Raw genomic sequence first — 26,317 nt, 5'->3', positions numbered from 1 at the left:
CGTCGTGCCTGGTCGCCCGCTTGCCGGCCGGGTAGGCGACAATGTACGGCGATGCGCATCGACCTGCACACCCACTCCACCGTGTCGGACGGCACGGACACTCCCGCCGAACTCGTGGCCGCGGCCGCCGCGGCCGGGCTCGACGTGGTCGCGCTGACCGATCACGACACCACCGCCGGCTGGGCCGAAGCGGCCGCCGCGCTCCCGCCGGGCCTCACGCTCGTGCCGGGAGCCGAACTGTCCTGCGTGAGCAGTCTGGGCATCAGCATCCACCTGCTGGCCTACCTGTTCGACCCGACCGCACCGGCGATCGTGGCCGAGCAGACCCGGCTGCGCCAGGAACGCCGCACACGGCTGCGTGCGATGGCGGTGCGGATGGCGGCCGACGGGCTGCCGATCGACCCCGACGAGCTGCTCGGCTCCCTCGGACCGGACTCGCCGGCCGGGCGGCCGCACCTCGCGCAGGCACTGGTGCGGGCCGGGCTGGTGACCAGTGTGGACCAGGCGTTCGCCGAGTACCTCGGCGGCGGCCGCGGTTATTACCTGCCGCGGCAGGACACGCCGGTGGAGGTGGCGATCGAGATGATCGCCGAGGCCGGCGGGGTGACGGTGTTCGCGCACCCGTTCGCGCGCAGCCGCGGCCGGATCGTCTCGCCGCAGGTGATCGCCGATCTGGCGGAGATCGGGCTGACCGGGCTCGAGGTCGACCACCCCAACCACGACGAGGAGACGCGCGCCGAGCTGCGCGGGCTGGCCGCTGAGCTGGGGCTGGTCCGGACCGGGTCGAGCGACTACCACGGAACCAACAAGACGATTCCCATCGGTGCCGAGAACACCGATCCGGAGCAGTTCGAGGCGCTGATCGACAAGGCGTCGGGCGCCCAGATCGCGGTGGGCTGACCTTGGCCATTGCCGACTTCTTCGACGTGAAGCTGTTTCTGGCGTCGTCCATCACGCTCGTCGTGATCATGGACCCGCCGGGGACGGTGCCGGTGTTCCTGAGCCTGGTCGGCCGCAAGCCGCCGGCGGTGCGGGCGCGCGCGGCCCGGCAGGCGGCGCTGGTGTCGCTGCTGGTGATCTCGTTGTTCGCGATCGCGGGGCAGGCCATCCTCGCCTACCTCGGTATCGGCGTGCCGGCGCTGCAGGGCGCGGGCGGCCTGCTGTTGCTGCTGATCGCGCTGGACCTGCTGACCGGGCGCGGTGCGACGAGCGAGCCCAACGTGGTCGAGGACGTCAACGTCGCCTTGGTGCCACTGGGCACTCCGCTGCTCGCCGGGCCGGGCGCCATCGCCGCGACGATCGTCTTCGTCCGGCAGGCGGCCGGGCATGTCGGTGCCTACGTCGCGCTGGCGTGCGCGATCGTCGCGGTGCACGTCGTGATCTACGCCGCCATGCGCTTCTCCGGTGTGGTGATCCGGGTCATCCGGGAAAGCGGTATCACCCTGCTCGCGAAGATCGCGGGTCTTCTCCTGGCCGCGATCGCCGTGGAGCTGGTGGCGAACTCGGTGCGCGGCTTCATCGCGGGCGGCTGATCCCCGGTATCACCCGCCGATCACGGGCGGGGTGATGCGGTTGCCGTACTCGTCCGTGGCACCGTCGAGGCCGAAGATGCTGTCCGGGTCGTCCTCGAGCAGGTACGCGGCCCGCTCGTGGTCCTTGTCCTCGTCCTGCTTCTTGCCGCCTGCCGGGCCCATGCCCGGGGCCCCGGACGTGCCCGCCTTCCCGGCGGCTCCAGTGCGGCCGCTGCCTGCGCTTTCCGCCGCGGCCCGCGCGCCCGGCTCGCCGATCCCGGCCCTGCGGCCCGGAACCCGTTCCGCGCCGGCGGCACCGCCGAGACGGCCGCCCGCACCGCCCCCGGGGGCGCGGCCACCGCCGCCCCCGCCGCCGCCCCCGTACGGGGACGATCCCGCCCGGCCCGCACCCGAGCCCGGCCGCGGTGACGTGCGGTTCTGCTCGGCCTGGCCCGGGGGCACCGGCACCATCCCCGCACCGGCCGATGCCGCGGCGCCGCCGGGCACGGTCGGCGCGGGGGAACGACCCCAGCCGCCGCCGGCGTCGGCCCACCCGCCGGCCGGCCCGGCACCGGTGGCCAGTCCGGCGCCGGCGGGCAGGGGCACGCTGGGCGGCGCGATGCCGGCCGTGGTCCGCGCGGTTCCCGCCGGCCCGCCCATCGGGCCGACGCCGCCCGCGTGGGCCGCGACGGTGTGGTCGCCGGCGGCGAACTGCGGGGCGGTGCGCTCGCCGGTGTCGGCCGGCGCGGTCGGCGTCGCGTAGACCGGCTGGGTGGAGCCGCCCGAGTGGAGCATGACGTCCCGCTGCGCCAGGACCGCCGCCGCTTGCTGCTGCGCCTCGTGCTGGAGCGCGGCCTGGTTCTGCATGTCGTTCATGGTGGCGCTGGCGGCCTCCCAGTTACCGCTGAGCAGCTGTTGCCGAGCGGCGGCGACCGACTCCTCAACGGTCCGGCCCGCTGGTTCCGGCATCTTGTTGCGTGCGTCGACCAGCGCCGCGGAGGTCTGCGAATACCGGTTGGCCGACAGGAACGCCGCGTCGCGCGAGGTGTCCGCCCAGCCCGCCAGGGTGGTGAAGTACCCGAACGCCGACGACGCGCCGTTGCCCTGCCAGCCGGCCTGCTCCTTGGCGACACCCTGCCGGAGCGTGGTCGCCATCTCCCCGAACGCGTTGCCGAGGTCGTTGACGATGACGCCCTGCTCGTCGACCTCCTCGGGCGAGGCGGCTTTGACCATCTCGGCCAGCTGCTGGTGCGGTATCGACTCGTACTGGATGTCCGACGGAGCCAGGCCGTCGCGGTAGCCGCCGCCCTCGGCCTGCAGCTTGGTCGTGTAGATCTCGGCCGACTTGTTCGAGTACTTGCCCGCGACCGCCGCGGGGTCCGTGTGGAAGAACTTCCCGGCCGACTTGCCTGCGGTCTCGGCGTAGACCTCGGCCTCGTACCTGCGGCGGGAATACCCGCTGTCCGGCTGTGTCATGGTCGTTCGTCCTCCCCTGGCTCCCGGTTGCTCACGGTAGCGTGTCCGGACCCATCGTGTTACCGGTTCGCCTCGGACAGGAGCCGGTTGACGTGGTCGCGCACCCACTGCCCGATGCGCGCCCGGTCGGCCGGGGTGAACGTGTGCCGCTGGGCGCCGTCGGGCAGGGTCTCGACCGTGGTGAAGAAGCGGCCGTCCGGGGTGTCGAACCAGGTCAGCCGACCGGCGTCGGCGCCCCGCACGGAGCACGAGATCACCCCGGCGCGCTGCGGTGGCACCGTGAAGTACCGGTCCGCGAGCCGCTTTTCGCGCGGCGGCTCCGCGCCGTCGAACGGACCGGCGTCATCGGGGCCGTGCGACACGTAGCTCGCCGGCGTGATCCGTGCCGGCGGCACCTCCGGCAGGGGGCCGAGGAGCTGCGGGAGCACCTGGCCCGCACGCAGCTCGGTGAACCTGACCCGGTCACCGGTCTGACGGCTCAGCACGCCGCGCTCACCGGTCCACCCGCCGCGGGACAGGACGGTGACGTCCGCCGACAGCTCGGCGAGGACCTGGGTGACGAGGACCTCGGGGCGCGCCCACAACCGAAGCAGGTCCTCGAACTCGCCGCGCAGCCGGTCCCGCGACATGCGCCCGAGGCGCTGCCAGTGTTCGAACACGCGCTGCCGCTGCTCGGCGCGTTCGCTGTGGGTTCCGCTGACGAACGGGATCCGGTGCGGGTAGACGAACCTCCCGAGCCCCAGTTCCTCGTCGAGTACGTCCAGTTCGGCAGGCGCGGTTTCGAACGTCAACACCCATTTCCCCCCGGATTCGCAAGCAACCGCCCAGATCATAGGGGGCGCGGAAGGCGGGCGGAGCCGAAAGTGCCGGTGGTGGTGCGTACCGTAGTGGACGTGGAGCAACTGGGGTTCGAGTTCGCGGTCCAGCCGCGGCGGTTGACGAAGGTGAGTCCGGCGCGCCTGGCGACCTTCGCGGACTGCCCGCGCCGGTACCGCATGACCTACCTCGACCGGCCGACCCCGCAGCGCGCGGGGCCGTGGGCGCACAGCACCCTCGGCGCGGTCGTCCACAACGCGCTGCGTGCGCTGTTCGACCTGCCGCCGGAGCGCCGCACCCCGGAGCGCGCGGCGGCGTTGTTGTCCGAACACTGGCAGGACGCGGGTTTCGCCGACCGGGAGCAAGCCGCGGTGTACCGGGCCCGTGCGAAGGAGTGGGTCGCCGGGTACGCCGAGCACCACGACGTGAGCAGCGACCCGGTGGGGCTGGAGCGGTGGGTGTCCGCGCCGGTGAACCCCGACCCGGGGCAACCCGCTTCGATGATCATCGAGGGCCGGGCCGACCGCATCGACCAGCGTGGCGGCGAGCTGGTGATCGTGGACTACAAGACCGGCCGCCGCGCGCCGGACGAGGTCGAGGCGCGGAGTTCGCAGCCGCTGGCGATGTACGCGGTGGCGGCCGAACGCACGCTGCGGCGGCCGTGCCGGAAGGTCGAACTGCACCACCTGCCGAGCGGCACGGTCGCCGAGGCGACGCACACGCCGGAAAGCCTGACCCGGCACCTCCGCCGCGCGCAGGAGACCGCGGAGGACGTCCGGCTGGCCACGGACAGCCTCGACGCGGGCGGCGACGCCGACAAGCTGTTTCCCGCCCGCCCCGACCGGCGCTGCGCCTGGTGCGACTTCCGCCCCAGCTGCGCGGCGGGCCGGGAAGCCGGTCCCGCCGCGAAGCCCTGGGAGCTGCTGTCCCCGTAGGGCTTCGCGGCTAGCTGCGATCCGGCAGCCCGGGTGCTGGGGCGCGGACGAGGGGCCGCCGCCGGCCGGGCTCGTGGCCGGATGCATCTCCCGGTGCCGGGGTTCGCGGATGTGCTGAGCCGTCGGGTCGGGGCGCGCCGGGGGGAACAGTGGCTGGGCGGAACGGTTCGTGATGCGTTCGGGCGGGCCGGAGGAGAGGCCGGGAGCGCTGGGCTGCGCCGAGGTCGGCGGGGCAGGGCCGAGGGCGGCCCGGCGACGCCGGATCGCTGGTGGCGTCGGTGGGGTCTCCGCCGGGCCTGGCGGCTGCGGAACGGGCGCCCGCACGAGGCCCGGACCCGGGTGGTCCTGTTCCCTTGGACGGGGGCATGGTGGAATTTCCGACGGCGGCTCGGTGGGGAGGAATCCGGTGGAACTGGTGAGCGACGACACGACGGAAACCGAGGAGCTGGATCGGCCCCCGGACGGCGGTCGGCCGTGGGTGTCCCGCTGGTGGCGCGGGTTCACCGGCTCGCTCGCCGCGGGTCTCGTCGCGCTCGCCGTCGTGGTGCTGGGCGCGGGTCTGCTGTGCACCTTCCTCGGCGTGCCCGGTCCCGGCGCCGTTCCGATGATCGCCCACCCCGTCGCCGCCGTGCTCGCCCTTCTCGCGCAACGTCCCGCCGACCGGCGGGACGGTCCGGTGGCCGGCGTCGCGGGAGTCGCGGTCCTCGCCATCGTCGCCGTGGCGCTGTGGACCTTCTGGTGGGCCTAGACCCGGCTCCCGGCTCACCCTAACGGGCGATCTTCGCGCACTGGACTCCGCCGGTTCCGCGGCCGCCCTATCGTTCCCGCCGAGAACGCAGTTCAAGGGAAAGGTACTGGGGTGATCGTGGCGATCGTGGTCGTGGTCGTCGTGCTGGTGCTCGCCATCGGGACGACCGGGATCTACAACGGGCTGGTCAAGCGACGCAACGCGTACCGCAACGCGTTCGCGCAGATCGACGTGCAGCTGACCCGCCGGCACGACCTGATCCCGAACCTGGTGGAGATCGCCCGGGGCTACCTCCAGCACGAGCGGCAGGCACTCGAAGCGGTCGTCGCGGCCCGGGGTGGCGCGGTCCACGCCCAGGCGGCCGCACGCGGAAACCCGGGCGATCCCGGCGCCATGCGGCAGCTCGCCGGCGCGGAGCACGCCCTCACCCGGTCCCTGGGCCGCCTGTTCGCGCTCGCCGAGTCCTATCCGGACCTCAAGGGTGACCGGACCATGGTGCAGCTGTCCGAGGAACTGACCTCCACCGAGAACCGCGTGGCCTTCGCGCGGCAGGGCTACAACGACTCGGTGATGGCCTACAACACCAAGCGCGAGGTGTTCCCCGGCAACCTGGTCGCGAGCGTGTCCGGGTTCGCCCCGGCCGCGCTGCTGGAGATCGAGTCGCCCGGACAGCGCGAGGCGCCACGGATCTCCTTCTGACCCATGAACTTCTTCGAACGACAACTGGAAGTGCGCCGTGCCTCCGCGCGGCTGGTGTGGCTGTTCGCGCTCGCCGTCGCCCTGATCGTCGCCTTCGTGGACCTGGCTGTCTGGGTGGCTTTCCGGCTGGGGCACCGGCCCACCGGCGTTGCCGTGCGCGTGCTGGTCGCGGCCGGTCTGCTCACCGTGCTCGTCATCGGTCTCACCTCGTGGATCCGCACCCTGCTGCTGCGCCGCGGCGGCGGCGGCAAGGTCGCCGTGGCCCTGGGCGGGGTGGTGGTCCCGCCGGACACCGCGGCTCCGGGCTTGCGCCGCCTGCGGAACGTGGTCGAGGAGATCGCGATCGCCTCCGGCATGCCGGTGCCGCAGCTGTACGTGCTGCCGCACGAGCCGGGCATCAACGCCTTCGCGGCCGGGTGGACACCTGGCAACGCGGCGATCGTCGTCACCGGCGGCGCCCTCGCCCGCCTCAACCGCGACGAGCTCCAGGGCGTGGTCGCCCACGAGTTCAGCCACATCGTCAACGGCGACATGCGGCTCAACATCCGGCTGATGGGCGTGCTCACCGGCATCGTCGGCCTCGCTGTCCTCGGCCGGATGCTGCTGTCCGGGCGCGGCAGCAGGCGCCAGGCCGGCCCACTGGTTCTCCCGGCGCTGGTCGCGGTGGCTGCCGGGTACACCGGTGTCCTCATCGGACGGCTCATCAAGGCGGGCGTGTCCCGTCAGCGGGAGTTCCTCGCCGACGCCTCGGCCGTGCAGTTCACCCGGCAGACCGCCGGGCTCGCGGGTGCGCTGAAGAAGATCGGCGGACTGCCCGCCGGCTCCCGGTTGCACGCGGCGAAAGCCGAGGACGTGAGCCACATGCTGTTCGGGGAAGGCCGGAAATCCCTGTCCCTGTTCGCCACCCACCCGCCGCTGGAGCGCCGCATCCAGCTGCTCGACCCGGCCTTCGACGTGCGCGAGCTGGACCAGCTGGGCACGCGGTGGGCGGCCCTGCCACCGTCCGGCACGGACGAAGACCGGGCGCTCGGCCTGGCCGGTCGCGCGGCGCCGGTGGCCGTTCCGGCCTCGGTGGCCGCACCACCCGCCACGGTGGTCGCGTCGATCGGCAACCCCGCGAGCGGCTCCTTCGGTCACGCCGGCGGCTTGCTGCGCGGCATCCCGGAGGACGTGCAGGCGCAGGCGCGGCGGGCGGAAACCGTCGTGCCGCTGGTCCTCGGCCTGCTGTTGTCGGCGCAACCGCACACCCGCACGGCGCAGTACCGGCTGCTCGCGGCCCGGCTGGGCGCCCCGCTCGCCGACGCCGTGTGGCGCGAGGGCGAGCGGCTCCGGGCGCTCGATCCCGCGCTGCGGCTGCCGCTCACCGAACTGGCCTTCCCCGCGTTGAGCGGGCGGCCCGCGCAGGAGCTGCACGCGGTCCAGGCGGTGCTGTACGAAGTGGTCCGTCTCGACGGCAACGTGGACACCTTCGAGTACTGTCTGTCCACTTTGCTCGCTCGCGACCTGCACGAGGCCGTGCACCACCGGCCGCCGTGGCCGGTGCGGCGGATCGCGCTGCCGCAGGCCGCACCGGCGATCACCGCGCTGTTCGCCGTGGTCGCCGCGGCCGGGCACCGGGAGCAGGCGGCGGCTGCGGCCGCGTTCCGCGCCGGGCTGTCGCGGGTCGTGCTCGTGGCGACGGTCCCGTTCCAGCCGCCCGCTCAGGCGTGGCAGGCGCTGGACGGGGTGTGGCCCGTCCTCGACGGCCTCGCCGGGCCGGACAAGGCACTGGTGGTGGAAGGGCTGACCACGGTCATCGGCAACGACGGCGTGGTGGGCGTGGCCGAGAGCGAGTTGTTGCGCACCGTCTGCGGGATGCTGCACTGCCCGCTGCCGCCGCTGATGACCGTGGCCGTCTCACACCAGCCACTGCCGCCACGCGCGTAGCAGCACACGCACCAGCGCGGCAGGGTTCTCGGTGTTCGGGGAGTGCGCGGCGCCCGGGATGAGCTCGAACGGGGCGCCGAGCCGCGCGGCCATCTCGCGCTGGGACGGCACGCTCCACGCATCGTCGCGCTCGCCGGCCACCACCAGGGTCGGCACGCCGGTCGCGGCGAGCTCGTCGACCCGGTCCGGTTCCGTGCGCAACCCGGCGGCCATCCCCAGCAGTCCGGCCGGGCTGGACGCCAGGAACCGTTCCCGCAGGAAGTCCTTCAGATCGGGTGGCAGCGCGACCCACAGCGGTGACCGTGCGCTCACCTGCTCGCGCACCCGGTAGACGGCGTCCAGGCCGGATGCCCGCAACACCGGCTCACCGGCGCCGAGCGCCTGCCGCCGCGCGCCGTCGGGCAGCTCGGCCGGGCCGCTGTCCAGCAGGGTCAGCCCCGCCACCGGCGCGCCCGCCAGCACCGCGGCGCGCGCGACCAGGCCACCGTAGGAGTGCCCGAGCAGCACCACCGGCGCCTCGGCCGCGACGTCTTCGACGAGCCCGGCCACCACGGCCCCCAGCGGTGCGGGCAGGTAGGCGGTCTCGTCCGCCGGACCGGGCGACTCGAACTGGCCCGGCAGGTCGATGGCGAGAGCGCGGAAGCCGCCGGCCGCCAATCCGTCCAGCAGCGGCGCGAAGTCCTCTTTGGACCCGGTGTAGCCGGGGACCAGCACGGCCGTCGCCTTCGCGGGAGCCGGGGTCCGCAGCGCCGCCAGCCCGCGCACCCGGACCTTTTCCGCCCCGTGCGGCGCCAACTGCGCGATCACGACAACGCGGCCAGCGTGTCGCCGCGCTGTTCGAGCAGCACCGGCCCCAGCGCGGCCAGGCGCACCGGGCCGGAGTAGCCGTGCCGGTCCACCGCGATCGTGCGGATCGTCGAGCCGTCCGACTCGTTCAGCACCGCCAGCCCGCCCGGGATCGGCACGACCAGCTGGTGCGCGAAGGTGATTCCCGGGCCGAGCGCGCCGTTGACTGTCCACAGTGGAGTGAGGCTGTCCCGGGACAGTGCCAGCACCTTCGACCCGGTGTACCAGTACACGTTCGCGGCGGTGGACTCCGTCGCGGCCACCCGGCCGGGCGGGTCCTGCGCCAGGTCCGGCGCCGGCAGGTCCAGCGGGTACGCCGCCGTCTGCTCGCCGTCCGCGTCGTAGCGGACCAGCAGCCGCTGGTCGGGCAGCGCCACCGCGGTGTAGTCGCCGGACATCGCGACCAGTTGCCCGTGGTGACCGGCCACGATCGTGCTGAACGAGACCTGCGGCTGGTCCGCCTCCTTCGGCACGGCCTTCATCACGGTCAGCCGGTCGCCCGGGTCGCCCGCACAGCGTTCGATCACGCCGACCCGGCCGGAAGCCATCGCGACGGAGCCGTACGTGCACCCGGTGCGCGGCTGCTTGTCCGGGTTGACCAGCGCGGGAACCCGGCCGTACTCGTTGGTCTCCACGAGGTCGTCCCGCCACGTCACGAGCAGGTCCGGGCCGGTCGCGGTGACCTGGCTGCCGTCGGTCACCAGCCCGGTACCCAGCTCGGCGCTGCCGGTGCGCTGGGCCTTGCGCTCGCCGGTGTCGATACCGAGCCCGACCACCTCCGAGCAGCCGGACCGGCCGTCCAGGCCGGTCTTGCGGTAGACCGCCAGCACCCGGCCCCACGCCTCGGCCGCGGTGCACAACGGGAGGTCGCGGGCGTAGCGCCAGCGGACCTGGCCGGTGAACGGGTCCCGGCCGGTGATCTCGCCGCCGTTCGCGGTGGCGACGGCCGTGCCCTCGGCGATCGGCACCGGGGCCGCGCCGCTGGGCGCCTGCCACAGCTCACGCAGGGTCGCCGGCACCGCGTCGGGCCCGAGCGGCACCGGAGCACCGGGCGCGGAGGTCTGCTGGACCGTGGCCCGGCTCTCGCTACCGGCCCAGAGGGCGATGCCGGTGGCGACGGCGGCGACGGCGAGCACGACCGCGATCACCCGGTCGCGCGGGCGGTTCCACGGCGACGGGCGGCTCCGGCGGGGCTTCGTACCGCGAGCCGCCCCGGGACCGCCGGCCAGCACGTCCTCCGTGCCGATCAGCCCGGTGGTCTCGCCGCCCTCGGGACGGCGATGACGTCCCCCTTCCACGGGCTCGCTCACGTTCCTGCTCCCGGTGTTCGACGGCGCCGACGGCGCCGGTCGGCCTCAGTCTGCCGAACCCGGTGTATCAGACGTGTTCGCCGCGGCGCCCGCCGAGCCCGGACGGCGACGGCGGCGACGGCGGGCAGGACGGTCGGCGGATTCGCCGGCCTCGCGCTCGGCCGGACCCTTCTCCGCCGGTCCGGAGGTCTCCCCGGTCACCTTGCCACCGCGGGTGCGCCGCCGACGGCGCTCCTCACCAGCGGTTTCGGTGGTCTCGGCCGTTTCGCCCTCGGTCTTCTTCGCGCCCCGGGTGCGGCGGCGGGCGCGGCTCGGTGCAGCGGCGCGGCGACGGCCGCCCATCTGCTCCTCCGGCTCGGCCGCCAGGCCTGCGCGGGTGCGCTGGGACAGCGGCAGCCGCCCGGTGGCGTCGGCCGGGATGTCCAGGTCGCTGAACAGGTGCTTCGACGTCGAGTACGTCTCCACCGGCTCGGGCATGCCGAGCTTGAGCGCGTCATTGATGCTCTGCCAGCGGTGCAGGTCGTCCCAGTCGACCAGGGTGATCGCGACGCCGGTCTTGCCCGCGCGGCCGGTGCGGCCGATGCGGTGCACGTACGTGCTCTCGTCCTCGGGCGTCTGGTAGTTGATCACGTGCGTCACGTCGGTGACGTCGATCCCGCGCGCGGCCACGTCGGTGGCCACCAGCACGTCGACCTTGCCCGAGCGGAACGCGCGCAACGCCTGCTCGCGGGCGCCCTGGCCCAGGTCACCGTGCACCGCGGCCGCCGCGAACCCGCGCTCGGCGAGGTCGTCGGCCACCTTCTGCGCGGTGCGCTTGGTGCGGGTGAAGATCATGGTCAGGCCACGGTCCTTGGCCTGCAGGACGCGGGCGATGAGCTCCGGCTTGTCCAGCGAGTGCGCCCGGTAGGCGAACTGGGTGGTGCGCTCGTGCACCGCGCTCGAGTCGTTCTCCTCGGCCCGCACGTGAGTGGGGCGGTCGAGGAAGGTGCGGGCCAGCTTGATGATCGGGTCCGGCATCGTGGCCGAGAACAGCATCGTCTGGCGCTGGTCGGGCACCATGCCCAGGATGCGCTCGATGTCCGGGAGGAAGCCCAGGTCGAGCATCTCGTCGGCCTCGTCCAGCACCAGGGCGCGGACCTTGCCCAGCACCAGTGCCTTCTGCTCGGCCAGGTCCAGCAGGCGGCCGGGGGTGCCGACGACCACGTCGACCCCCTTGCGCAGGGCGCTGATCTGCTGCTCGTACGGGCGGCCGCCGTAGATCGCCAGGGTGCGCACGTCCAGGTGCTTGCCGGCGTCGGTGAGGTCGCGCGTGACCTGCAGGCACAGCTCGCGGGTCGGCACGACGACCAGGGCCTGCGGGGTGCCGTCACCGGGCGTGACCACGCGCTGGAGCAGCGGCACACCGAACCCGAGGGTCTTGCCCATGCCGGTGCGGGCCTGGCCGATGAGGTCGTCGCCGGCGAGGGCCAGCGGCAGGGTCAGCGCCTGGATCGCGAAGGTGCGTTCGATGCCGGCTTCGGCGAGCGCCCGCACGATCTCGGGGCGGACGCCCAGCTCGGCGAAGGTCGGCGTGGCCGGTTCGAGGTGGTCGGCCTGCAACGGGTGGGAGGTGTCGGTGTCGGGGACCCCGGTCTCGCTGTGCTCCAGGGCCACCGGGTCGATCTGGTTCTGGTCGGATTCGGTCGCGGTCAGTGTGATCGCCTCTCTCTACCAGCGCGCACGGCCTGGTCGAGACTGGGCACTCAACCGGCGGGAAGGTCCACCGGGATTGCCTGGACGGCGTGCACGCGCATTACCTGCCGCTCACAGTGGCGCCCGGGGTCTGCTCGTCCTCCGGCGAGTCGAGGCGGGGGTGCCTCGGATGGGGCGCGCTACTGCGGATGCGGTAGCTTTCCCGTCCAATTGTAACCGGTACCGGCCGGGTCCCGGTATTTCGGCCCGGTGTGTCCACGTAAGATTCGTCTCTTCGTCACGGCGGTACGCTCACGCCCGTGACACGAGAGATCAGCGAAGGCGTCGTCGACCTGCTCGGGGTCATCGCCTACGGCGAATTGTCCGCGTTCGACCGGATGGCGGAGGACGCGCGCAAGGCTCCCACCCTGGCCGGGCGTGCCGCGTTGTCGTCGATGGCGGCCGCCGAGATCGGGCACTACGAGATGCTCGCGAAGTTCCTCGCCGACCACGGTCGGCGGGTCGAGGACGCGATGGCGCCGTTCGTGGCCCGGTTCGACGCCTGGCACGCCTCCACCGCACCCAGGTCGTGGCTGGAATCGCTGGTCAAGGCGTACGTCGGGGACGGGCTGGCGGCGGACCTCTACCGGGAGGTCGGCAGCTGGCTGGACCCGGAGACCAAGGACCTCGTGCTCACCGTGCTGGCCGACACCGGGCACTCGGCCTTCGCCGAGCGCGAGGTCGCGGCCGGCATCCAGGCCGATCCGAAGACGCGGGACAAGCTGGCCCTGTGGGGGCGGCGGCTGCTCGGCGAGGCGCTCACCCAGGCGCAGTACGTGGTGGCCGAGCGGGACCCGCTGGCCGAGCTGATCGTGTCCTCCTCGGGCGACCTGTCGGGAATCGCGGGGCTGTTCCGCCGGTTGCAGCAGGGGCACACCAAACGGATGCAGGTGCTCGGGCTGGGCTAGCCTGGGCGGTGCAGAACGTGGCAGAACCAGTCGGAGGTAGCAGGTGGAGGTCAAGATCGGCATCAAGGACACCCCGCGTGAGCTGGTGGTGTCCAGTGGCCAGTCCGCCGAGGAGGTCGAGAAGCTGGTCGCCGACGCGCTGAAGACCGCGGACGGCCTGTTCAGCCTCACCGACGACAAGGGCCGGAAGTTCCTGGTCCCGTCGGACCGGATCGCTTACGTCGAGATCGCACCCTCGGACGTGCGCCGGGTGGGGTTCGCGGTCGGTTCCTGAGTCTTCCCGGAAAAAGGGGCGCCCGCCGAATTCGGCGGGCGCCCCTTTTTCACTGATCAGCCAGCTGGGCGAGGGTTTTCGGCACCGTGAACGGTGGCGTGCTCGTGCCGAGGATGCGGTAGCGGCCCCACGGGTCGGGATCCGACAGCTCGCCGGTCGCGGCGCCGTCCGGGGTGCGGATCTCGCCCTTCTTCTTCCGGCCGCCGCACACCGCGTCCAGCGAGGTGTTCGGCGCGATCCGGCCGTACCAACGGTAGTAGCCGTCGATGGGCTGGAAGTGGCCGCGCAGCTCCACCTCGACGTCGATTTCGGTGCCGTCGACCACCACGGTCGCCGGGCCGGTGTAGCCGTCAGCGTCCTCAGTGCCCTCAGCGTGGTCAGCCGACATCCGTCTCCTCCTTCGGGTGCACCCGTCCGAGCTGGACGATCTTGTTCTCCTCCAGCGGCTTGTTCGGGTCGATCGTGACCCCGTGCTGACGGGCGAGCCCGTCGATGGCGGCCCAGATGATCTGCGTCAGGTACTCCACGACGCTGTCCCGGCTCATCGACCGGCGGTCCAGCCACCACTCGCCGGTGTTCTGCACCATCCCGACGATCCCGTAGGCCCACGGCTCGGCCGCACCGGAGTCCATGTTGAACATTCGCATGTAGTCGCCGAGCAGGGCGGTCAGCGCGGTGGCGATCAGTTCCTTGTCCTCGGCCACCACGTCGGCGTCGGCCGGCTTGCCCGCGAACGACCCGCGCACCAGCAGCCGGTACAGGTTCGGGTGCTCCTCGATGACGGTGAAGAACGCGTCCAGCGCCATGCGGATCCGCGGCACCGGCGCCAGCTCGGCGTTGATCGCCGGCACCAGGCGCGAGAACAGCAGCTCGGTGCCGCGCTGCCCGAGCGCGTCGTACAGGTCGGCCTTGTCCGCGAAGTGCCGGTACAGCACCGGTTTGGTCACGCCGGCCGCGACGGCGACGTCGTCCATCGCCAGGTCCGGCCCGTGCTCGGCGAGGGCCGTCAGCGCGGCCTCGACGAACTCGGCGCGCCGCTCCACCCGGTGCTTGCGCCACCGGTCCCGCCGCGCGTCACCGGTCGCCGGTTCGCCGGCCGTCGGGTGCTTGCCGCCGCGCTTGACATGATCCGTCACACACCCCATGCTACCAGAGGTAACTGTTACCACGGGTTACAGAATCAGTGGGGAGCACGCGATGACGCGCACGCTGGACGACCACGGCCGTGAGAAGACCGCCGACCGATTGCTCAAGTCCTCCGCCGGCAAGTTCTACGACCCGGAGGTGGACATCGACTGGTCCGCCCCGCTGGCCGAAGGCAAACCCTTCCAGCTGGAGCACCGCAGCTCGCTGTACGGCACGCAGCTGTGGGACCGGCTCAGCGACGAGCAGCGGCTCGAGCTGGGCAGGCACGAGCTCGCCAGCATCGCCAGCAACGGCATCTTCTTCGAGGTGCTGCTGATGCAGCTGCTGCTCAAGGAGGTCTACAACTCCGACCCCACCCGCAAGCACGTGCAGTACGCGCTCACCGAGATCGCCGACGAGTGCCGCCACTCCACGATGTTCGCGCGCTCGGTGGAAACCGTCGGCGCCCCCGCCTACGGGCCGGTGAAGATCGTGCACCGGCTGGGCAAGCTGCTGCCGTTCATCGGCTACGGCCCCGCGCTGTACGGCTCGATCCTGGTCGCCGAGGAGATCCTGGACCGCATCCAGCGGGAGAGCATGGCGGACGAGAACATCCAGCCGCTGGTGCGCATGGTCAACCGCATCCACGTGCTGGAAGAGGCGCGGCACGTCACGTTCGCCCGCGAGGAGGTCACCCGCGGGATGGCCGGTCTCGGCAAGGCCGAGCTGTTCTACCAGCGCTGGCTCATCGCCGTGGTCAGCTTCGCGATCACCCGCAGCCTGATCAACCCGCGTGTCTACCGCGCCATCGGGCTCGACGCGCGCGAGGCGTGGCAGACCGCGATGGCCAACCCGCACTGGCACGAGACGCTGCGCTGGTCCGGCGAGCGCATCATGGCGTTCCTGGACGACGCCGGGCTGGTCGGTCAGCCCGGGACCTACTGGTGGCGCAAGTCCTTCCTGCTGGGGGCGCGATGACGGCGACGGTCCGGCCGCGGGGGACGGACCGTCGCTTCACCACCAGCGACGGCACCGCACTCCACGTCGAGCTGTCCGGGCCGCGCGACGCCGCGGCCACCCTGGTCCTGGTGCACGCCTGGACCCAGGACCACCGCGAATGGGAGCCGGTGCTGCCGCTGCTGCCGTCCGGTGTCCAGGTGCTGCGCTACGACCACCGCGGGCACGGGCTGAGCGAGCCGGCGCGGCCCGGAACGGCCACCGTGGCGCAGCTGGCCGACGACCTCGCCGAGCTGATCGGCGAGCTGGCGCCGGCGGGCAGGCTCGTCCTGGCCGGGCACTCGATGGGCGGGATGACCGTGATGGCACTGGCCGAACGGCACCCGGACCTGGTCGCCGCGCGGGCCGGCGGCGTCGCGTTCATCGCGACCTCGTGCTGCGACATGGACCGGCTCACCCTGGGCCTGAACGGCGCTGCGGGCCGGATCGCGATGCGGGTCGACAAGTCCTTCGGCCGGATGCTGACCAGGTACGGCAAGGATCACCTGCCGATCCCGGCGCCGCTGGCCCGGCCGTCGGTGAAGTGGCTGGCGTTCGGCAAGAAGGCCCGCCGCGCGGACGTGCGGGCGATGACGGACCAGTTCCTGCGGGCGCACCCGCGCAGCGTGGGCGGGTTCCGCGACTCGATGTCCGACCACGACCGGCGCGTCGCACTGAAGAACCTGCGCGGCACCCCGACCGTGGTGATGGTCGGCGACCGGGACCGGATCACGCCGGTGCACCACGCGCGGGTCATCGCCGAGGAGCTGCCCGAGGCGGAGTTCGTGCTGCTCCCCGGCGCCGGCCACGAGCTGACCTACGAGCGGACCCGCGAGGTCGCCGCGCGCCTGAACCGCCTGCTCGGGTCCTAGCTCACGCCTCGCCCGGTGCGTGCTGGAGGGGGAAACCACCGCCGATGCCGCGCCAGGCGAGCGTCGCGGTCAGCGACACCGCCTCCTCGCGGCTCATGGTGCTGTGGTGCGCCAGCCAGAACCGGGCGCTGACCTGGCTGAGCCCGACCAGGCCGACCGCGAGCAGGCGCGCCCGGCCCTCGTCCAGGCCGGCGTCGGACGTGATGGTGTCGGTGATCGCGTTGATGCACTCGGTGGTGGCGCGGTCGACCGCCTCCTGCACGACCGGCTCGCCCCGCAGGTCGGATTCGAAGATCATCCGGAAGGCGCCGGTCTCGTTGGCGACGAAGTCGAAGAACGCGCCGACGGCGGCCTGCACGCGCAGCTTGTTGTCGGTGGTCGAGGCGAGCGCCGCGCCGACACGCGCGACCAGCTCGTCGACGTGGTTCTCCAGCAGCGCGGTGTAGAGGTCGAGCTTGCCGGGGAAGTGCTGGTACAGCACAGGCTTGCTGACGCCGGCCTGCTCGGCGATCTCGTCCATCGCCGCCGCGTGGTAGCCGTTGGCCGCGAAGACCCGTTGTGCCGCAGCCAGAAGCTGCGCCCGCCGTTCCGTACGGGGCAGTCGTACGCCCCGCTGTTGCGCCGCCGCAGTCTCCGTCATCGCTTCCCTCCCAAAGAGCCCATTCGAGATTACTCGCCGGTATCGCCGGCTCGCCAAGCGACGGGTGGCTAGGCCATCCTGGACACATGACCGGCACCGTCCCGGCTTCCCGGCCCGCCCCGGACTCCGGAGCGGGCCGCGAGCCACTCACCCGGGTACCGCTGTCCACTCGGGAGCTGCCCGAACTGGACCCGCGACTGCCACCGTGGCCGGGCGTCACCGAGCAGGTCGGCGGGGTTTCCCTGCACGTGCGCCGCACGCCCGGCGCGCCGGACGAGACCGCCGTCTACGTGCACGGGCTCGGCGGGTCGTCGACGAACTGGACCGACCTGGCCGCGCTGCTCGCGCCGGTGGCCGGGGGAGTGGCGATCGACCTGCCCGGGTTCGGGTTCTCGGAGCCGGAACGCGCCTTCGACTTCAGCCTCGACGCGCACGCCGAGGTGCTCGCCAGGTTCGTGCGGGGCCTGGGCACCGGGCCGGTGCACCTGCTGGGCAACTCGATGGGCGGCGCGGTGGCGCTGCTGGTGGCGGCCCGGCACCCGGACCTGGTGCGGACGCTCACCCTGGTCTCGCCGGCCATGCCGGACCGGCGGCCGGATCCGCGCCGGCTGTCCGATCCGCTGATGGCGCTGGCCTACCTGCCGCTGCTGGGACGGCGAGCGCGCCGCAAGCTCGCCGCCTACACCGCGTACGAGCGGGCGAAGATGGTCATCAAGCTGTGCTTCGCCGACCCGGACGCGTTCCCCGAGCACCGGATGGCCGAGCTGGTCGAGGAGCACACCGCGCGGGCCGAGCAGGCGTGGGCGAACGCCGCGATGTCGCGCAGCACGTTCGGCATCTTCCGGACCTGGTTCGCGCGTGGCGCGGCGTCGTTGTGGCGGGTCGCGCCGAACGTGCGGGTGCCGACGCTCGTGGTGTGGGGCACGGAGGACAAGGTGATCTCGGTGCGCCGGGCCGCCCGGACCGCGAAGGTGATCCCGCGGGCCCGGCTGCTCGTGCTGCCGCGGACCGGTCACGTGGCACAAATGGAACGCCCGGTTGTCGTAGCGAAGGCTGTTCTGGGTATGTGGGAAGCGGTCGCCGCCGGATCGTGGTAGCCCATTCGGGTTATTTCGAGCCCGCTCCGTGACGACTCGGTCGCGCGTTGCGTAACTCTGCGCATGTGGCAATCTGGGTGCCGTGAACCGGGCGAGCGAGCGTGGCGATGAACGGCGAACGCAGTACCCGCCTCGGTCGGATCGATCGTCGGTTCGCCTGAGTGAAGACCGGTACCGGCCGCGGGCCCGCCGGGTGCAGGCCGAGCCGCTCGCGGCGCAGTGGCGGCCGCCCCAGGCGCAGCTCGAACAGGACCCGGAGGAAGCGCGCAAGGCGCGGCGCCGCCAGGGCCGGGTGGGCCGTCTCGTCGGCGCCTACGGCTGGCGGGTCTACGCGCTCCCGGTCCTCCTCGTGATCACCGTCCTGGTGGCGTTCAACACCGCCACCGCACCCGCCCCGACGGAGACGGGCGCGTCGCAGAACGGTGGGGCCGGCCAGGGCGGTGACGGCACCCTGGCGGAACAGCCCGCCGCGCCGCGTGACCTGAACATCCCCACGGCCGAGCTGCCGACCGGTGGTGATTTCACGCGGAGCGCCGCCATGGCCTACCACGTCGTCCCGGTGCCGAACGACGGCGTCAGCGGCAAGGAGGCGGGCAGCGGCGGGACGGTCTACCACTACACGATCGAGGTGGAAAACGGCATCGACCCGTCCAGCTACGCCGGGGACGACGCCTTCGCCAGCGCGGTCGAGCGGACGCTGTCCGACGTGCGCAGCTGGATCGGCACCGGCAAGGTCAAGCTGCAACGGGTGGGGGCGGACTACGGGGACATCGATTTCCGCGTGAGCCTCACCACTCCCGAGACGGCGAAGCGGCCGGATGTGTGCGGGTTCAGCATCCCGTTCCCGACCTCGTGCTACTCCCGCACGTTCGGCCACCGGGTGGTGATCAACCTCGCCCGGTGGGTCCGCGGTGCGCTCGCGTTCACCGACCTCGGCCTGTACCGGCAGTACGCGATCAACCACGAGGTCGGCCACGCGCTGGGCAAATCGCACGTCGGCTGCCAGCAGAACGGCGCGCTGGCACCGGTGATGATGCAGCAGACCTTCGGCGTGTCGAACAACTACGTGGCCCAGCTGAACGCGGTCGACCAGTACAACTCCAAGGCCGTGCCGGCCGACGGCAAAACCTGCGTGCCGAACGCCTGGCCCGTCCTCCAATTCGGCGACACCGCCCCCGCCGGCTAGGCACCGTCCCGCAGGGTGGGAGGCGGGAAGGGTCCGGTCGCGCCGCGTGTTGTGGATACTGGGGGAAGCGACAACGACAGCCGCGCGATTTGGAGGACCGATGGCAGGGACGCTGCCGCCGCTCGTGGAGCCGGCGGCCGAACTCACCAAGGAAGAGGTGGCCCGCTACAGTCGGCACCTGATCATCCCGGATGTCGGGATGGACGGGCAGAAGCGGCTGAAGAACGCGAAGGTCCTGGTGATCGGCGCGGGCGGTCTCGGCAGCCCGGCGCTGCTCTACCTCGCCGCCGCCGGTGTCGGCACGCTCGGGGTCATCGACTTCGACGTCGTCGACGAGTCCAACCTGCAGCGCCAGGTCATCCACGGCCAGTCCGACATCGGCAAGCCCAAGGCCGTCTCGGCCAAGGAGTCGATCGCCGAGATCAACCCGTTCGTCGACGTCATCCTGCACACCGAGCAGCTGACCACGGCGAACGCCCTGGACGTCTTCCGCGGGTACGACCTGATCCTGGACGGCACGGACAACTTCGCGACGCGCTACCTGGTCAACGACGCCGCGGTGCTGCTCGGCAAGCCGTACGTGTGGGGCTCGATCTTCCGGTTCGAGGGCCAGGTCAGCGTGTTCTGGGAGGACGCGCCCAACGGCCAGGGCCTCAACTACCGCGACCTCTACCCGGAGCCGCCGCCTCCCGGCATGGTCCCGTCGTGCGCCGAGGGTGGCGTCCTGGGCGTGCTGTGCGCCTCGATCGGCTCGATCATGGTGACCGAGGCGATCAAGCTGATCACCGGTATCGGTGAGCCGCTGCTCGGCCGCCTGATCAGCTACGACGCGCTGGAGATGCGCTACCGCGAGGTCAAGATCCGCAAGGACCCGGAGACGCCGAAGATCACCGAGCTGATCGACTACGAGGCGTTCTGCGGTGTCGTGTCGGACGAGGCGCAGCAGGCGGCGTCGGGGAGCACCATCACCCCGGCCGAGCTGAAGGCCAAGTTCGACGCGGGCGAGGACTTCGAGCTGATCGACGTCCGCGAGCCGCACGAGTACGAGATCGTGAACATCAAGGGCGCCAAGCTGATCCCGAAGGACCGCATCCTGTCCGGTGAGGCGCTGGCCGAGCTGCCGCAGGACAAGCCGATCGTGCTGCACTGCAAGTCCGGTGCCCGGTCGGCGGAGGCGCTGGCGGCCCTGCACCGGGCCGGGTTCAAGGACGCCACCCACCTCGGTGGCGGCGTGCTGGCCTGGGCCGCGCAGATCGACAAGAGCCTGCCGACGTACTGACGCTCCCACCGGAAGGGGCCCGTCGCGGTTTCGCCGCGGCGGGCCCTTTTCCGTCGGCCGTGACGGGCCGCGCCGGGAGCCCGGAAATGTCGTCCCGGCGCGGTAATCTCGGGCGGTGCGTGCCGGTCCGAGAGCAGCCCAGGCGCCGCCGGCGGCTGTGCTCCTGGCGTTCGGGCTCCAGCACACCACCCCGCAACCGTTGCCGGGCGGCCGGGCGTACCGCTGCGGCGAGGCGGTGCTGACCCTGGTGCAGGACCGGCCGAGGACGGCGTGGCTGGCGGACACCCTGCACCAGCTGGACGTGCCGGACCTGCGCATCGCCCGCCCGCTGCGCTCCCGGGACGGGCGCTGGATCGTCGCCGGGTGGTCGGCCCGGCACTACCTGCCCGGCACGCCGGAGCACCGGCACGACGAGACCATGCTCGCCGCGCTCAAGCTCGCCCACGCGCTGCACGGCCTGCCCCGCCCGAAACACCTCGCGGCCAGGACCGATCCGGACGCGCTGGCCGACCGCATCGCCTGGGGCGAGGCCACCGTGCCGGTCGACGAGGCCAAGGGTGGCCGCTGGTTCGAGGTGCTCGCGGTGGCGCGAAGACCCGTGCGGCTGCCGGACCAGGTCGTGCCGGGCGACCTGTTCGGCGCCGTCCTCTTCGACGAAGACGCCCCGCCCGGCATCGTCGACTTCGACCCGTTCCACCGGCCCGCGGAGTGGGGTGCCGCGGTGGTCGCCGTGGACGCGGTCGCCTGGGGCGGCGCGGCGCCCGGCTTCCTCGAGCGCTGGTCGCACCTGCCGGAATGGCCCCAGCTCCTGTTGCGCGCCGTGCTGTTCCGCCTGGCCGGCAATGCGCTCAGCCCGCGCGCCACCGCCGCCTCCCTGGACGGTCTGCGCGCCGCCGCGGCCGCGGTCAGCGAAATCCTGTAACCGGTGTCACTTCTCACCGGGTGTCCCGCGAACTCCCGCAGCAATGTCAACCGCCGGAAACATTCCGGCGCTCGCAGGTAACACGGCCTTCCTACCGTCGGTCCCGAACGGCGGAAGGAGGTGCGCGTGACGCTCACCGCGGAACACCTGGTCCCCACCCACTGCCCCTACTGCGCGCTGCAGTGCGGGATGAGCCTGTCCGGCACGACCGTCGCACCACGCGAGTTCCCCGCCAACGGCGGCGGCCTGTGCCAGAAGGGCTGGACCGCGGGCAGCCTGCTCACCACCCCGCAACGGCTGACCACGCCGCTGGTGCGGTCCGGTGCGGAGCTGGTGCCCGCGACCTGGGACGAGGCGCTCGACCTCGTTGCCCGCCGGATCACCGAGATCCAGGCCGGGCACGGCCGCGACGCGATCGCCGTGTTCGGCGGCGGTGGGCTGACCAACGAGAAGAGCTACCTGCTGGGCAAGTTCGCGCGGGTCGCGCTCGGCACCTCGCAGGTCGACTACAACGGCCGGTTCTGCATGTCGTCCGCGGCGGCGGCCGGCACCAAGGCGTTCGGCCTCGATCGCGGCCTGCCGTTCCCGTTGACCGACATCGGTGACGCCGACGCCGTCCTGCTGATCGGGTCGAACCCGGCCGAGACGATGCCGCCGTTCATGCAGCACCTGCGCAAGGCGATCGACGCCGGCGGGCTGGTCGTGGTCGACCCGCGCCGCACGCCCACCGCGGAGCAGGCGAGCCTGCACCTGGCGCCCGCGCCGGGCACCGATCTCGCGCTGGCGCTGGGCATCCTGCACGCGCTCGTCGCCGAGAACCTGGTCGACCGCGACTACGTGGCGCGGCGCACCCGCGGTTTCGAGGCGGTGTGGCGGATCGCGGTGCGCTGGTGGCCGGAGCGCGTCGAGCGGATCACCGGGGTCGCCGCCGCCGACCAGCGTCGCGTCGCCTCGCTGCTGGCCACCGCCCGCAACGCCTACGTCCTCACCGCGCGCGGCACCGAGCAGCACGCGAGCGGGTCGGACACCGTCAGCGCGTGGATCAACCTGGCGCTCGCGCTCGGCCTGCCCGGCCGCGCGGGCTCCGGCTACGGCTGCCTCACCGGGCAGGGCAACGGCCAGGGCGGGCGCGAGCACGGGCAGAAGGCCGACCAGCTGCCCGGGTACCGCAGGATCGACGACCCGGCGGCCCGCGAGCACGTGGCGCGGGTGTGGGGTGTCGATCCCGCGTCGCTGCCCGGACCGGGGCGTTCGGCCTACGAACTCCTCGACGCGCTGGGCACCGCAACCGGCCCGAAGGCGATGCTCGTCTTCGGCAGCAACGTCGTGGTCTCGGCCCCGCGGTCGGCGCACGTCGTGCAGCGGCTGCGCAGCCTGGACCTCCTCGTCGTCGCTGACTTCGTGCTGTCCGAGACCGCCGCGATGGCCGACGTCGTGCTGCCGGTCACCCAGTGGGCCGAGGAGAGCGGCACGATGACCAACCTGGAGGGCCGCGTTCTCCTGCGGCAGAAGGCGATCGACCCGCCGGACGGGGTGCGCACCGACCTGGAAGTCCTCAGTGGACTGGCGCGGCGGCTCGGCCAGCCCGCGCAGCGGTTCCCGGTCCGGGCCGAAGCCGTGTTCGCCGAGCTGCGCGAGGCGTCGCGGGGCGGGCTCGCGGACTACTCCGGCGTCACCTACGACCGCCTGCGCGACGGCGAGGCCCTGCACTGGCCGGTGCCGGGCACCGATCACCCCGGCACGCCGCGGATGTTCCTGGACTCCTTCGCCCACCCGGACGGCCGCGCCCGGTTCGTCCCCGTCGAGCACCGCGGCCCGGCCGAGCCCGTCGACGACGAGTTCCCGCTGATCGCGACCACTGGCCGGGTCCTGCAGCACTACCAGTCCGGCGCCCAGACGCGGCGGATCGCGGAGCTGAGCGAGGCCGTGCCGGAGGTCTACGTGGAGGTGCACCCGGACACCGCGGCGCGGTCCGGGCTGGCCGACGGTGACTGGGCCCGCGTGATCTCCCGGCGCGGCGAGACCGCCGCGCGGGTGCGCCGCGTCGCCTCGATGCGACCGGACACCGTGTTCCTGCCGTTCCACTTCCCCGGCGCGCAGCGGGCGAACCTGTTGACCAACCCGGCCCTGGACCCGGCGAGCCGCATGCCCGAGTTCAAGGTGTGCGCGGTCCGCCTGTCGCCGAAGGACGGTGCGGCATGACCCGCAAGGTGGTGGTGCTGGGCTACGGCATGGCCGGGGCCCGGCTCGCCGACGAGATCCGGGGCCGCGACCCCGAAGGCACGCGCGTCACGCTGACCGTGGTCGGCGCGGAGCCGCACGCGGCGTACAACCGCGTCCTGCTCTCGGCCGTGGTCGCCGGCACGATGCGACCGGAGCTGGTCCGCCTGCACGACGCGGACTGGGCCGCCCAGCGCGGCATCGATCTGCGCACCGGGGTCACGGCCGAGCACCTCGACCGCGCCGCCCGCCGGGTCCGGCTCAGCGACGGGTCCACTGTGGACTACGACGCGCTGGTGCTGGCCACCGGCAGCAGGCCGTGGCTGCCCCCGGTCGAAGGCCTGACCCTCGACGACGGGACCCCCGCCCCGGGCGTGGTCACCTTCCGCACCCTGGACGACTGCGACCGCATCCTGGCCGCGGCCCGGGCCGGCGCGCCGGTCGCGGTGCTCGGCGGCGGCCTGCTCGGCCTGGAGGCCGCCCGCGGCCTGGCCGGGCGCGGCAACCTGGTCACCGTCGTGCACCCGGCGGCGCACGTGATGGAACGCCAGCTGGACGCCGGCGCCGGACGGGTGCTCGCCCGTGCGCTGGGCGAGCTGGGCATCGGCTTCCGGATCGGCGCGGGTGCGGCCCGGTACCTGCCCGGCGACGGGCTCAAGCTCGACGACGGCACCCAGGTGCCCGCCGATCTGGTCGTGGTCAGCACCGGCGTGCGACCCGAGACCGGACTGGCCGCCGCAGCCGGGCTGGCGGTCGACCGGGGTGTCGTGGTCGACGACGCGTTGCGCACCAGCGACGGCCGCATCCACGCGATCGGCGACTGCGCGCAGCACCCCGGTGCGGTGTCCGGCCTGGTCGAACCGGCGTGGCAGCAGGCGGAGGTACTGGCCGGCCTGCTCACCGGCACCGACGTCGCGGCGCGCTACCGCGGTACCCGCGTCGTCACCAAGCTCAAGGCCCGCGGCATAGACCTCACCGCCCTCGGCGACGTGCACACCGACGCGGCGGACCCGGACGCCGAGGTCGTGTGCCTCACCGATCCCGTCCGTGGCCGGTACGCGAAGCTGGTCGTGCGCGCGGAACGCGTCGCCGGGGCGATCCTGCTGGGCGCGCCGGACGCGGCCGCGACCATCACGCACCTGTTCGACCGGGGTGTCCCGGTTCCCGAAGACCGGCTCGCCGTCCTGCTCGGACGTGCGCTGCCGGGCGGGGCGACCGTCGCGTCGAGCCCCGCCGACCTCCCGGCGGCCGCTGTCGTCTGCCGGTGCAACTCGGTGACCAAGGGCCGCCTGGTCGAGGCGTTCCGCGCCGGGGCCACCGACGTCGGCGAACTCGCCTCCGTCACCAGAGCGACCACCGGATGCGGCAGCTGCCGCGACGCCGTCCGCGGCATCGCGGACTGGCTGGCCACCACCGCCTAGGAGGGTGCACATGACGACAACCAAGCCGCGCAAGCACTGGATCGACCACTGGGAGCCGGAGAACGCGGCGTTCTGGGCGGCCACCGGCAAGCGGATCGCCCACCGCAACCTCTGGTTCTCGGTATTCGCCGAGCACATCGGCTTCTCCGTCTGGACACTGTGGTCGGTCATGGTCCTGTTCATGGACCCGCGCTACGGGTTCTCCGCGGCCGACAAGTTCCTGCTGACCTCGACGCCGACCCTGATCGGCGCGATCGCACGGCTGCCCTACAGCTGGGCGGTGGCGCGGTTCGGCGGTCGCAACTGGACGATCATCAGTGCGCTGTTGCTGCTGATCCCGAGCATCGGTGCGGCGATCGTGATGGAGCCGGGCACCCCGCTGTGGGCGTTCCTGCTCGTCGCGGCCCTCGGCGGGGTCGGCGGCGGCAACTTCGCGTCCTCGATGACCAACATCAACGCCTTCTTCCCGGAGCGGGCCAAGGGCATGGCGCTGGGCCTGAACGCCGGCGGCGGCAACCTGGGCGTGGCCGTGATCCAGCTGCTCGGACTGCTGGTCATCGCCACGGCCGGCACCGGTGCGCCGCGGATCGTCCTCGCCGTCTACGTCCCGTTGATCGTGCTGGCCGCGTTGTGCTCGGCGCTGTTCATGGACAACATCGCGTCGGTCCGCAACGACAAGAAAGCGATGCGGGAGATCATCGGTGACGCCCACACCTGGGTGATGTCGTTCCTCTACATCGGCACGTTCGGCTCGTTCATCGGCTACAGCTTCGCCTTCGGCCTGGTGCTGCAGAACCAGTTCGGCCGCACTCCGCTGCAGGCCGCGGCGGTCACGTTCCTCGGCCCGCTGCTCGGGTCGGTCGCCCGCCCGGCCGGCGGCAGGCTGGCCGACCGGGTGGGCGGCATGCGGGTCACCTTCGCCACGTTCGCCGGTATGGCGGTGCTGACCGTGATCCTCATCGTCGCGTCGAACACCGGATCACTGGCGCTGTTCACCACCGCGTTCATCGTGTTGTTCGTGCTGGCGGGGGTCGGCAACGGTTCGACCTACAAGAGCATCCCGGCGATCTTCCGCACCAAGGCCGAGGCGGCCATCGCGGCCGGCGCCGACGAGGCCACCGAGATGCGCACGGCCCGCAAGCGCTCCGGTGCGCTGATCGGGCTGGCCGGCGCGATCGGCGCGCTCGGCGGCTTGTTCATCAACCTGGCGTTCCGCCAGTCGTTCCTGGACACCGGGAGCGGGGTGCCGGCGTTCGCCGGGTTCCTCGCCTTCTACGGGATCTGCTTCCTGCTCACCTGGGCGGTCTACCTGCGCAAATCGGACGCCCCGGTGAGCGAGCGCGGGCTGGCACTGGCCGGCGCGCGGGTCTGACGAGCGA

At 72.7% G+C, this 26,317-nt stretch carries 25 protein-coding genes; 17 read left to right on the top strand and 8 right to left on the bottom strand.

All coding sequences use genetic code 11. The features are described from left to right. Window positions 1-51: 51 nt before the first annotated feature. Window positions 52-900, top strand: a complete 849-nt coding sequence (locus FHX46_RS24620) for a PHP domain-containing protein (RefSeq protein ID WP_167119517.1) — start codon at window positions 52-54, stop codon at window positions 898-900. A gap of 2 nt (window positions 901-902) precedes the next feature. Further along, a complete protein-coding gene (locus FHX46_RS24615; RefSeq protein ID WP_208400268.1) occupies window positions 903-1,532 on the top strand; it encodes a MarC family protein in 630 nt (209 codons plus the stop codon). A 9-nt stretch (window positions 1,533-1,541) separates the two neighbouring features. On the opposite strand, the gene FHX46_RS24610 is transcribed toward FHX46_RS24615, so the two are convergent. Both FHX46_RS24610 and FHX46_RS24605 read right to left on the bottom strand, forming a co-directional pair. Then, window positions 1,542-2,987: a hypothetical protein gene (locus FHX46_RS24610; RefSeq protein WP_167119515.1), complete on the bottom strand. Its 1,446-nt coding sequence runs from the start codon at window positions 2,985-2,987 to the stop codon at window positions 1,542-1,544. A 59-nt stretch (window positions 2,988-3,046) separates the two neighbouring features. Beyond that, complete coding sequence (locus FHX46_RS24605; RefSeq protein ID WP_167119513.1) at window positions 3,047-3,781, bottom strand: ESX secretion-associated protein EspG; 735 nt, start codon at window positions 3,779-3,781, stop codon at window positions 3,047-3,049. Window positions 3,782-3,880: 99 nt separating this feature from the next. Here FHX46_RS24605 and FHX46_RS24600 point away from each other — a divergent pair, with 99 nt between their 5' ends. The 4 genes from FHX46_RS24600 to FHX46_RS24585 all read left to right on the top strand — a co-directional run bounded on the left by FHX46_RS24600 (window position 3,881) and on the right by FHX46_RS24585 (window position 8,111). Continuing rightward, window positions 3,881-4,738 (top strand): RecB family exonuclease, encoded by an 858-nt coding sequence (locus tag FHX46_RS24600; RefSeq protein WP_167119511.1) that lies wholly within the window; start codon window positions 3,881-3,883, stop codon window positions 4,736-4,738. 406 nt (window positions 4,739-5,144) lie between these two features. Further along, on the top strand, window positions 5,145-5,486 hold the full coding sequence (locus FHX46_RS24595; RefSeq protein ID WP_449224096.1) for a hypothetical protein: 342 nt from the start codon (window positions 5,145-5,147) through the stop codon (window positions 5,484-5,486). 111 nt (window positions 5,487-5,597) lie between these two features. Further along, window positions 5,598-6,185, top strand: a complete 588-nt coding sequence (locus FHX46_RS24590) for a LemA family protein (protein WP_167119509.1) — start codon at window positions 5,598-5,600, stop codon at window positions 6,183-6,185. A gap of 3 nt (window positions 6,186-6,188) precedes the next feature. Next, window positions 6,189-8,111 carry a M48 family metallopeptidase gene (locus FHX46_RS24585; protein WP_167119507.1) on the top strand — a complete coding sequence of 641 codons (1,923 nt, stop codon included), beginning with the start codon at window positions 6,189-6,191 and terminating at the stop codon, window positions 8,109-8,111. Here the strand turns inward: FHX46_RS24585 and FHX46_RS24580 are convergent. The 3 genes from FHX46_RS24580 to FHX46_RS24570 are packed head-to-tail and all read right to left on the bottom strand — an operon-like array spanning window position 8,082 to window position 11,920. Then, a complete protein-coding gene (locus FHX46_RS24580; protein ID WP_167119505.1) occupies window positions 8,082-8,918 on the bottom strand; it encodes an alpha/beta fold hydrolase in 837 nt (278 codons plus the stop codon). The genes FHX46_RS24585 and FHX46_RS24580 overlap by 30 nt on opposite strands. Continuing rightward, window positions 8,915-10,267, bottom strand: a complete 1,353-nt coding sequence (locus tag FHX46_RS24575) for an Rv3212 family protein (protein WP_313886239.1) — start codon at window positions 10,265-10,267, stop codon at window positions 8,915-8,917. Before FHX46_RS24575 ends, FHX46_RS24580 begins: the two co-directional genes overlap by 4 nt. Before the next feature lie 45 nt (window positions 10,268-10,312). Then, window positions 10,313-11,920 carry a DEAD/DEAH box helicase gene (locus FHX46_RS24570; RefSeq protein WP_167119504.1) on the bottom strand — a complete coding sequence of 536 codons (1,608 nt, stop codon included), beginning with the start codon at window positions 11,918-11,920 and terminating at the stop codon, window positions 10,313-10,315. A gap of 338 nt (window positions 11,921-12,258) precedes the next feature. Between FHX46_RS24570 and FHX46_RS24565 the strand changes: the two genes are divergently transcribed. Together FHX46_RS24565 and FHX46_RS24560 are read left to right on the top strand one after the other, a co-directional pair. Beyond that, complete coding sequence (locus FHX46_RS24565; protein WP_167119503.1) at window positions 12,259-12,906, top strand: ferritin-like fold-containing protein; 648 nt, start codon at window positions 12,259-12,261, stop codon at window positions 12,904-12,906. A 43-nt stretch (window positions 12,907-12,949) separates the two neighbouring features. After that, window positions 12,950-13,180: a DUF3107 domain-containing protein gene (locus FHX46_RS24560; protein ID WP_167099838.1), complete on the top strand. Its 231-nt coding sequence runs from the start codon at window positions 12,950-12,952 to the stop codon at window positions 13,178-13,180. 49 nt (window positions 13,181-13,229) lie between these two features. Here FHX46_RS24560 and FHX46_RS24555 read toward each other — a convergent pair whose 3' ends face one another. Together FHX46_RS24555 and FHX46_RS24550 are read right to left on the bottom strand one after the other, a co-directional pair. Beyond that, on the bottom strand, window positions 13,230-13,568 hold the full coding sequence (locus FHX46_RS24555) for a DUF4873 domain-containing protein (protein ID WP_167119502.1): 339 nt from the start codon (window positions 13,566-13,568) through the stop codon (window positions 13,230-13,232). Beyond that, window positions 13,558-14,325, bottom strand: a complete 768-nt coding sequence (locus FHX46_RS24550; RefSeq protein WP_167119501.1) for a TetR/AcrR family transcriptional regulator — start codon at window positions 14,323-14,325, stop codon at window positions 13,558-13,560. The genes FHX46_RS24555 and FHX46_RS24550 overlap by 11 nt, the downstream gene beginning before the upstream one ends. 52 nt (window positions 14,326-14,377) lie before the next feature. Here FHX46_RS24550 and FHX46_RS24545 point away from each other — a divergent pair, with 52 nt between their 5' ends. Continuing rightward, window positions 14,378-15,283 carry an AurF N-oxygenase family protein gene (locus FHX46_RS24545; protein ID WP_167119500.1) on the top strand — a complete coding sequence of 302 codons (906 nt, stop codon included), beginning with the start codon at window positions 14,378-14,380 and terminating at the stop codon, window positions 15,281-15,283. After that, window positions 15,280-16,173 (top strand): alpha/beta fold hydrolase, encoded by an 894-nt coding sequence (locus FHX46_RS24540; protein ID WP_167119499.1) that lies wholly within the window; start codon window positions 15,280-15,282, stop codon window positions 16,171-16,173. The genes FHX46_RS24545 and FHX46_RS24540 overlap by 4 nt, the downstream gene beginning before the upstream one ends. Window position 16,174: 1 nt before the next feature. On the opposite strand, the gene FHX46_RS24535 is transcribed toward FHX46_RS24540, so the two are convergent. Beyond that, window positions 16,175-16,813 (bottom strand): TetR/AcrR family transcriptional regulator, encoded by a 639-nt coding sequence (locus FHX46_RS24535; RefSeq protein WP_167119498.1) that lies wholly within the window; start codon window positions 16,811-16,813, stop codon window positions 16,175-16,177. 86 nt (window positions 16,814-16,899) lie between these two features. On the opposite strand from FHX46_RS24535, the gene FHX46_RS24530 reads away from it, so the two are divergent. From FHX46_RS24530 to FHX46_RS24500, 7 genes are all read left to right on the top strand, one after another. Beyond that, window positions 16,900-17,910 (top strand): alpha/beta fold hydrolase, encoded by a 1,011-nt coding sequence (locus tag FHX46_RS24530; RefSeq protein WP_167119497.1) that lies wholly within the window; start codon window positions 16,900-16,902, stop codon window positions 17,908-17,910. Between the two features lie 193 nt (window positions 17,911-18,103). Continuing rightward, window positions 18,104-19,096 (top strand): DUF3152 domain-containing protein, encoded by a 993-nt coding sequence (locus tag FHX46_RS24525; protein WP_313886238.1) that lies wholly within the window; start codon window positions 18,104-18,106, stop codon window positions 19,094-19,096. Between the two features lie 100 nt (window positions 19,097-19,196). Next, window positions 19,197-20,375, top strand: a complete 1,179-nt coding sequence (gene moeZ / locus FHX46_RS24520) for an adenylyltransferase/sulfurtransferase MoeZ (protein WP_167099820.1) — start codon at window positions 19,197-19,199, stop codon at window positions 20,373-20,375. 115 nt (window positions 20,376-20,490) lie between these two features. Then, window positions 20,491-21,297, top strand: a complete 807-nt coding sequence (locus tag FHX46_RS24515; protein WP_313886237.1) for a TIGR02569 family protein — start codon at window positions 20,491-20,493, stop codon at window positions 21,295-21,297. A gap of 189 nt (window positions 21,298-21,486) precedes the next feature. Beyond that, complete coding sequence (locus FHX46_RS24510) at window positions 21,487-23,499, top strand: molybdopterin oxidoreductase family protein (protein ID WP_167121647.1); 2,013 nt, start codon at window positions 21,487-21,489, stop codon at window positions 23,497-23,499. Then, window positions 23,496-24,938, top strand: a complete 1,443-nt coding sequence (locus FHX46_RS24505) for an FAD-dependent oxidoreductase (protein ID WP_167119493.1) — start codon at window positions 23,496-23,498, stop codon at window positions 24,936-24,938. Before FHX46_RS24510 ends, FHX46_RS24505 begins: the two co-directional genes overlap by 4 nt. 10 nt (window positions 24,939-24,948) lie before the next feature. Next, window positions 24,949-26,310 (top strand): nitrate/nitrite transporter, encoded by a 1,362-nt coding sequence (locus FHX46_RS24500; RefSeq protein WP_167119490.1) that lies wholly within the window; start codon window positions 24,949-24,951, stop codon window positions 26,308-26,310. The last annotated feature ends 7 nt before the right edge of the window (window positions 26,311-26,317 follow it).

The sequence above is a fragment of the Amycolatopsis viridis genome, assembly GCF_011758765.1.
Classification (GTDB): domain Bacteria; phylum Actinomycetota; class Actinomycetes; order Mycobacteriales; family Pseudonocardiaceae; genus Amycolatopsis_E; species Amycolatopsis_E viridis.
This window is presented reverse-complemented; position numbering and strand designations above follow the sequence as displayed.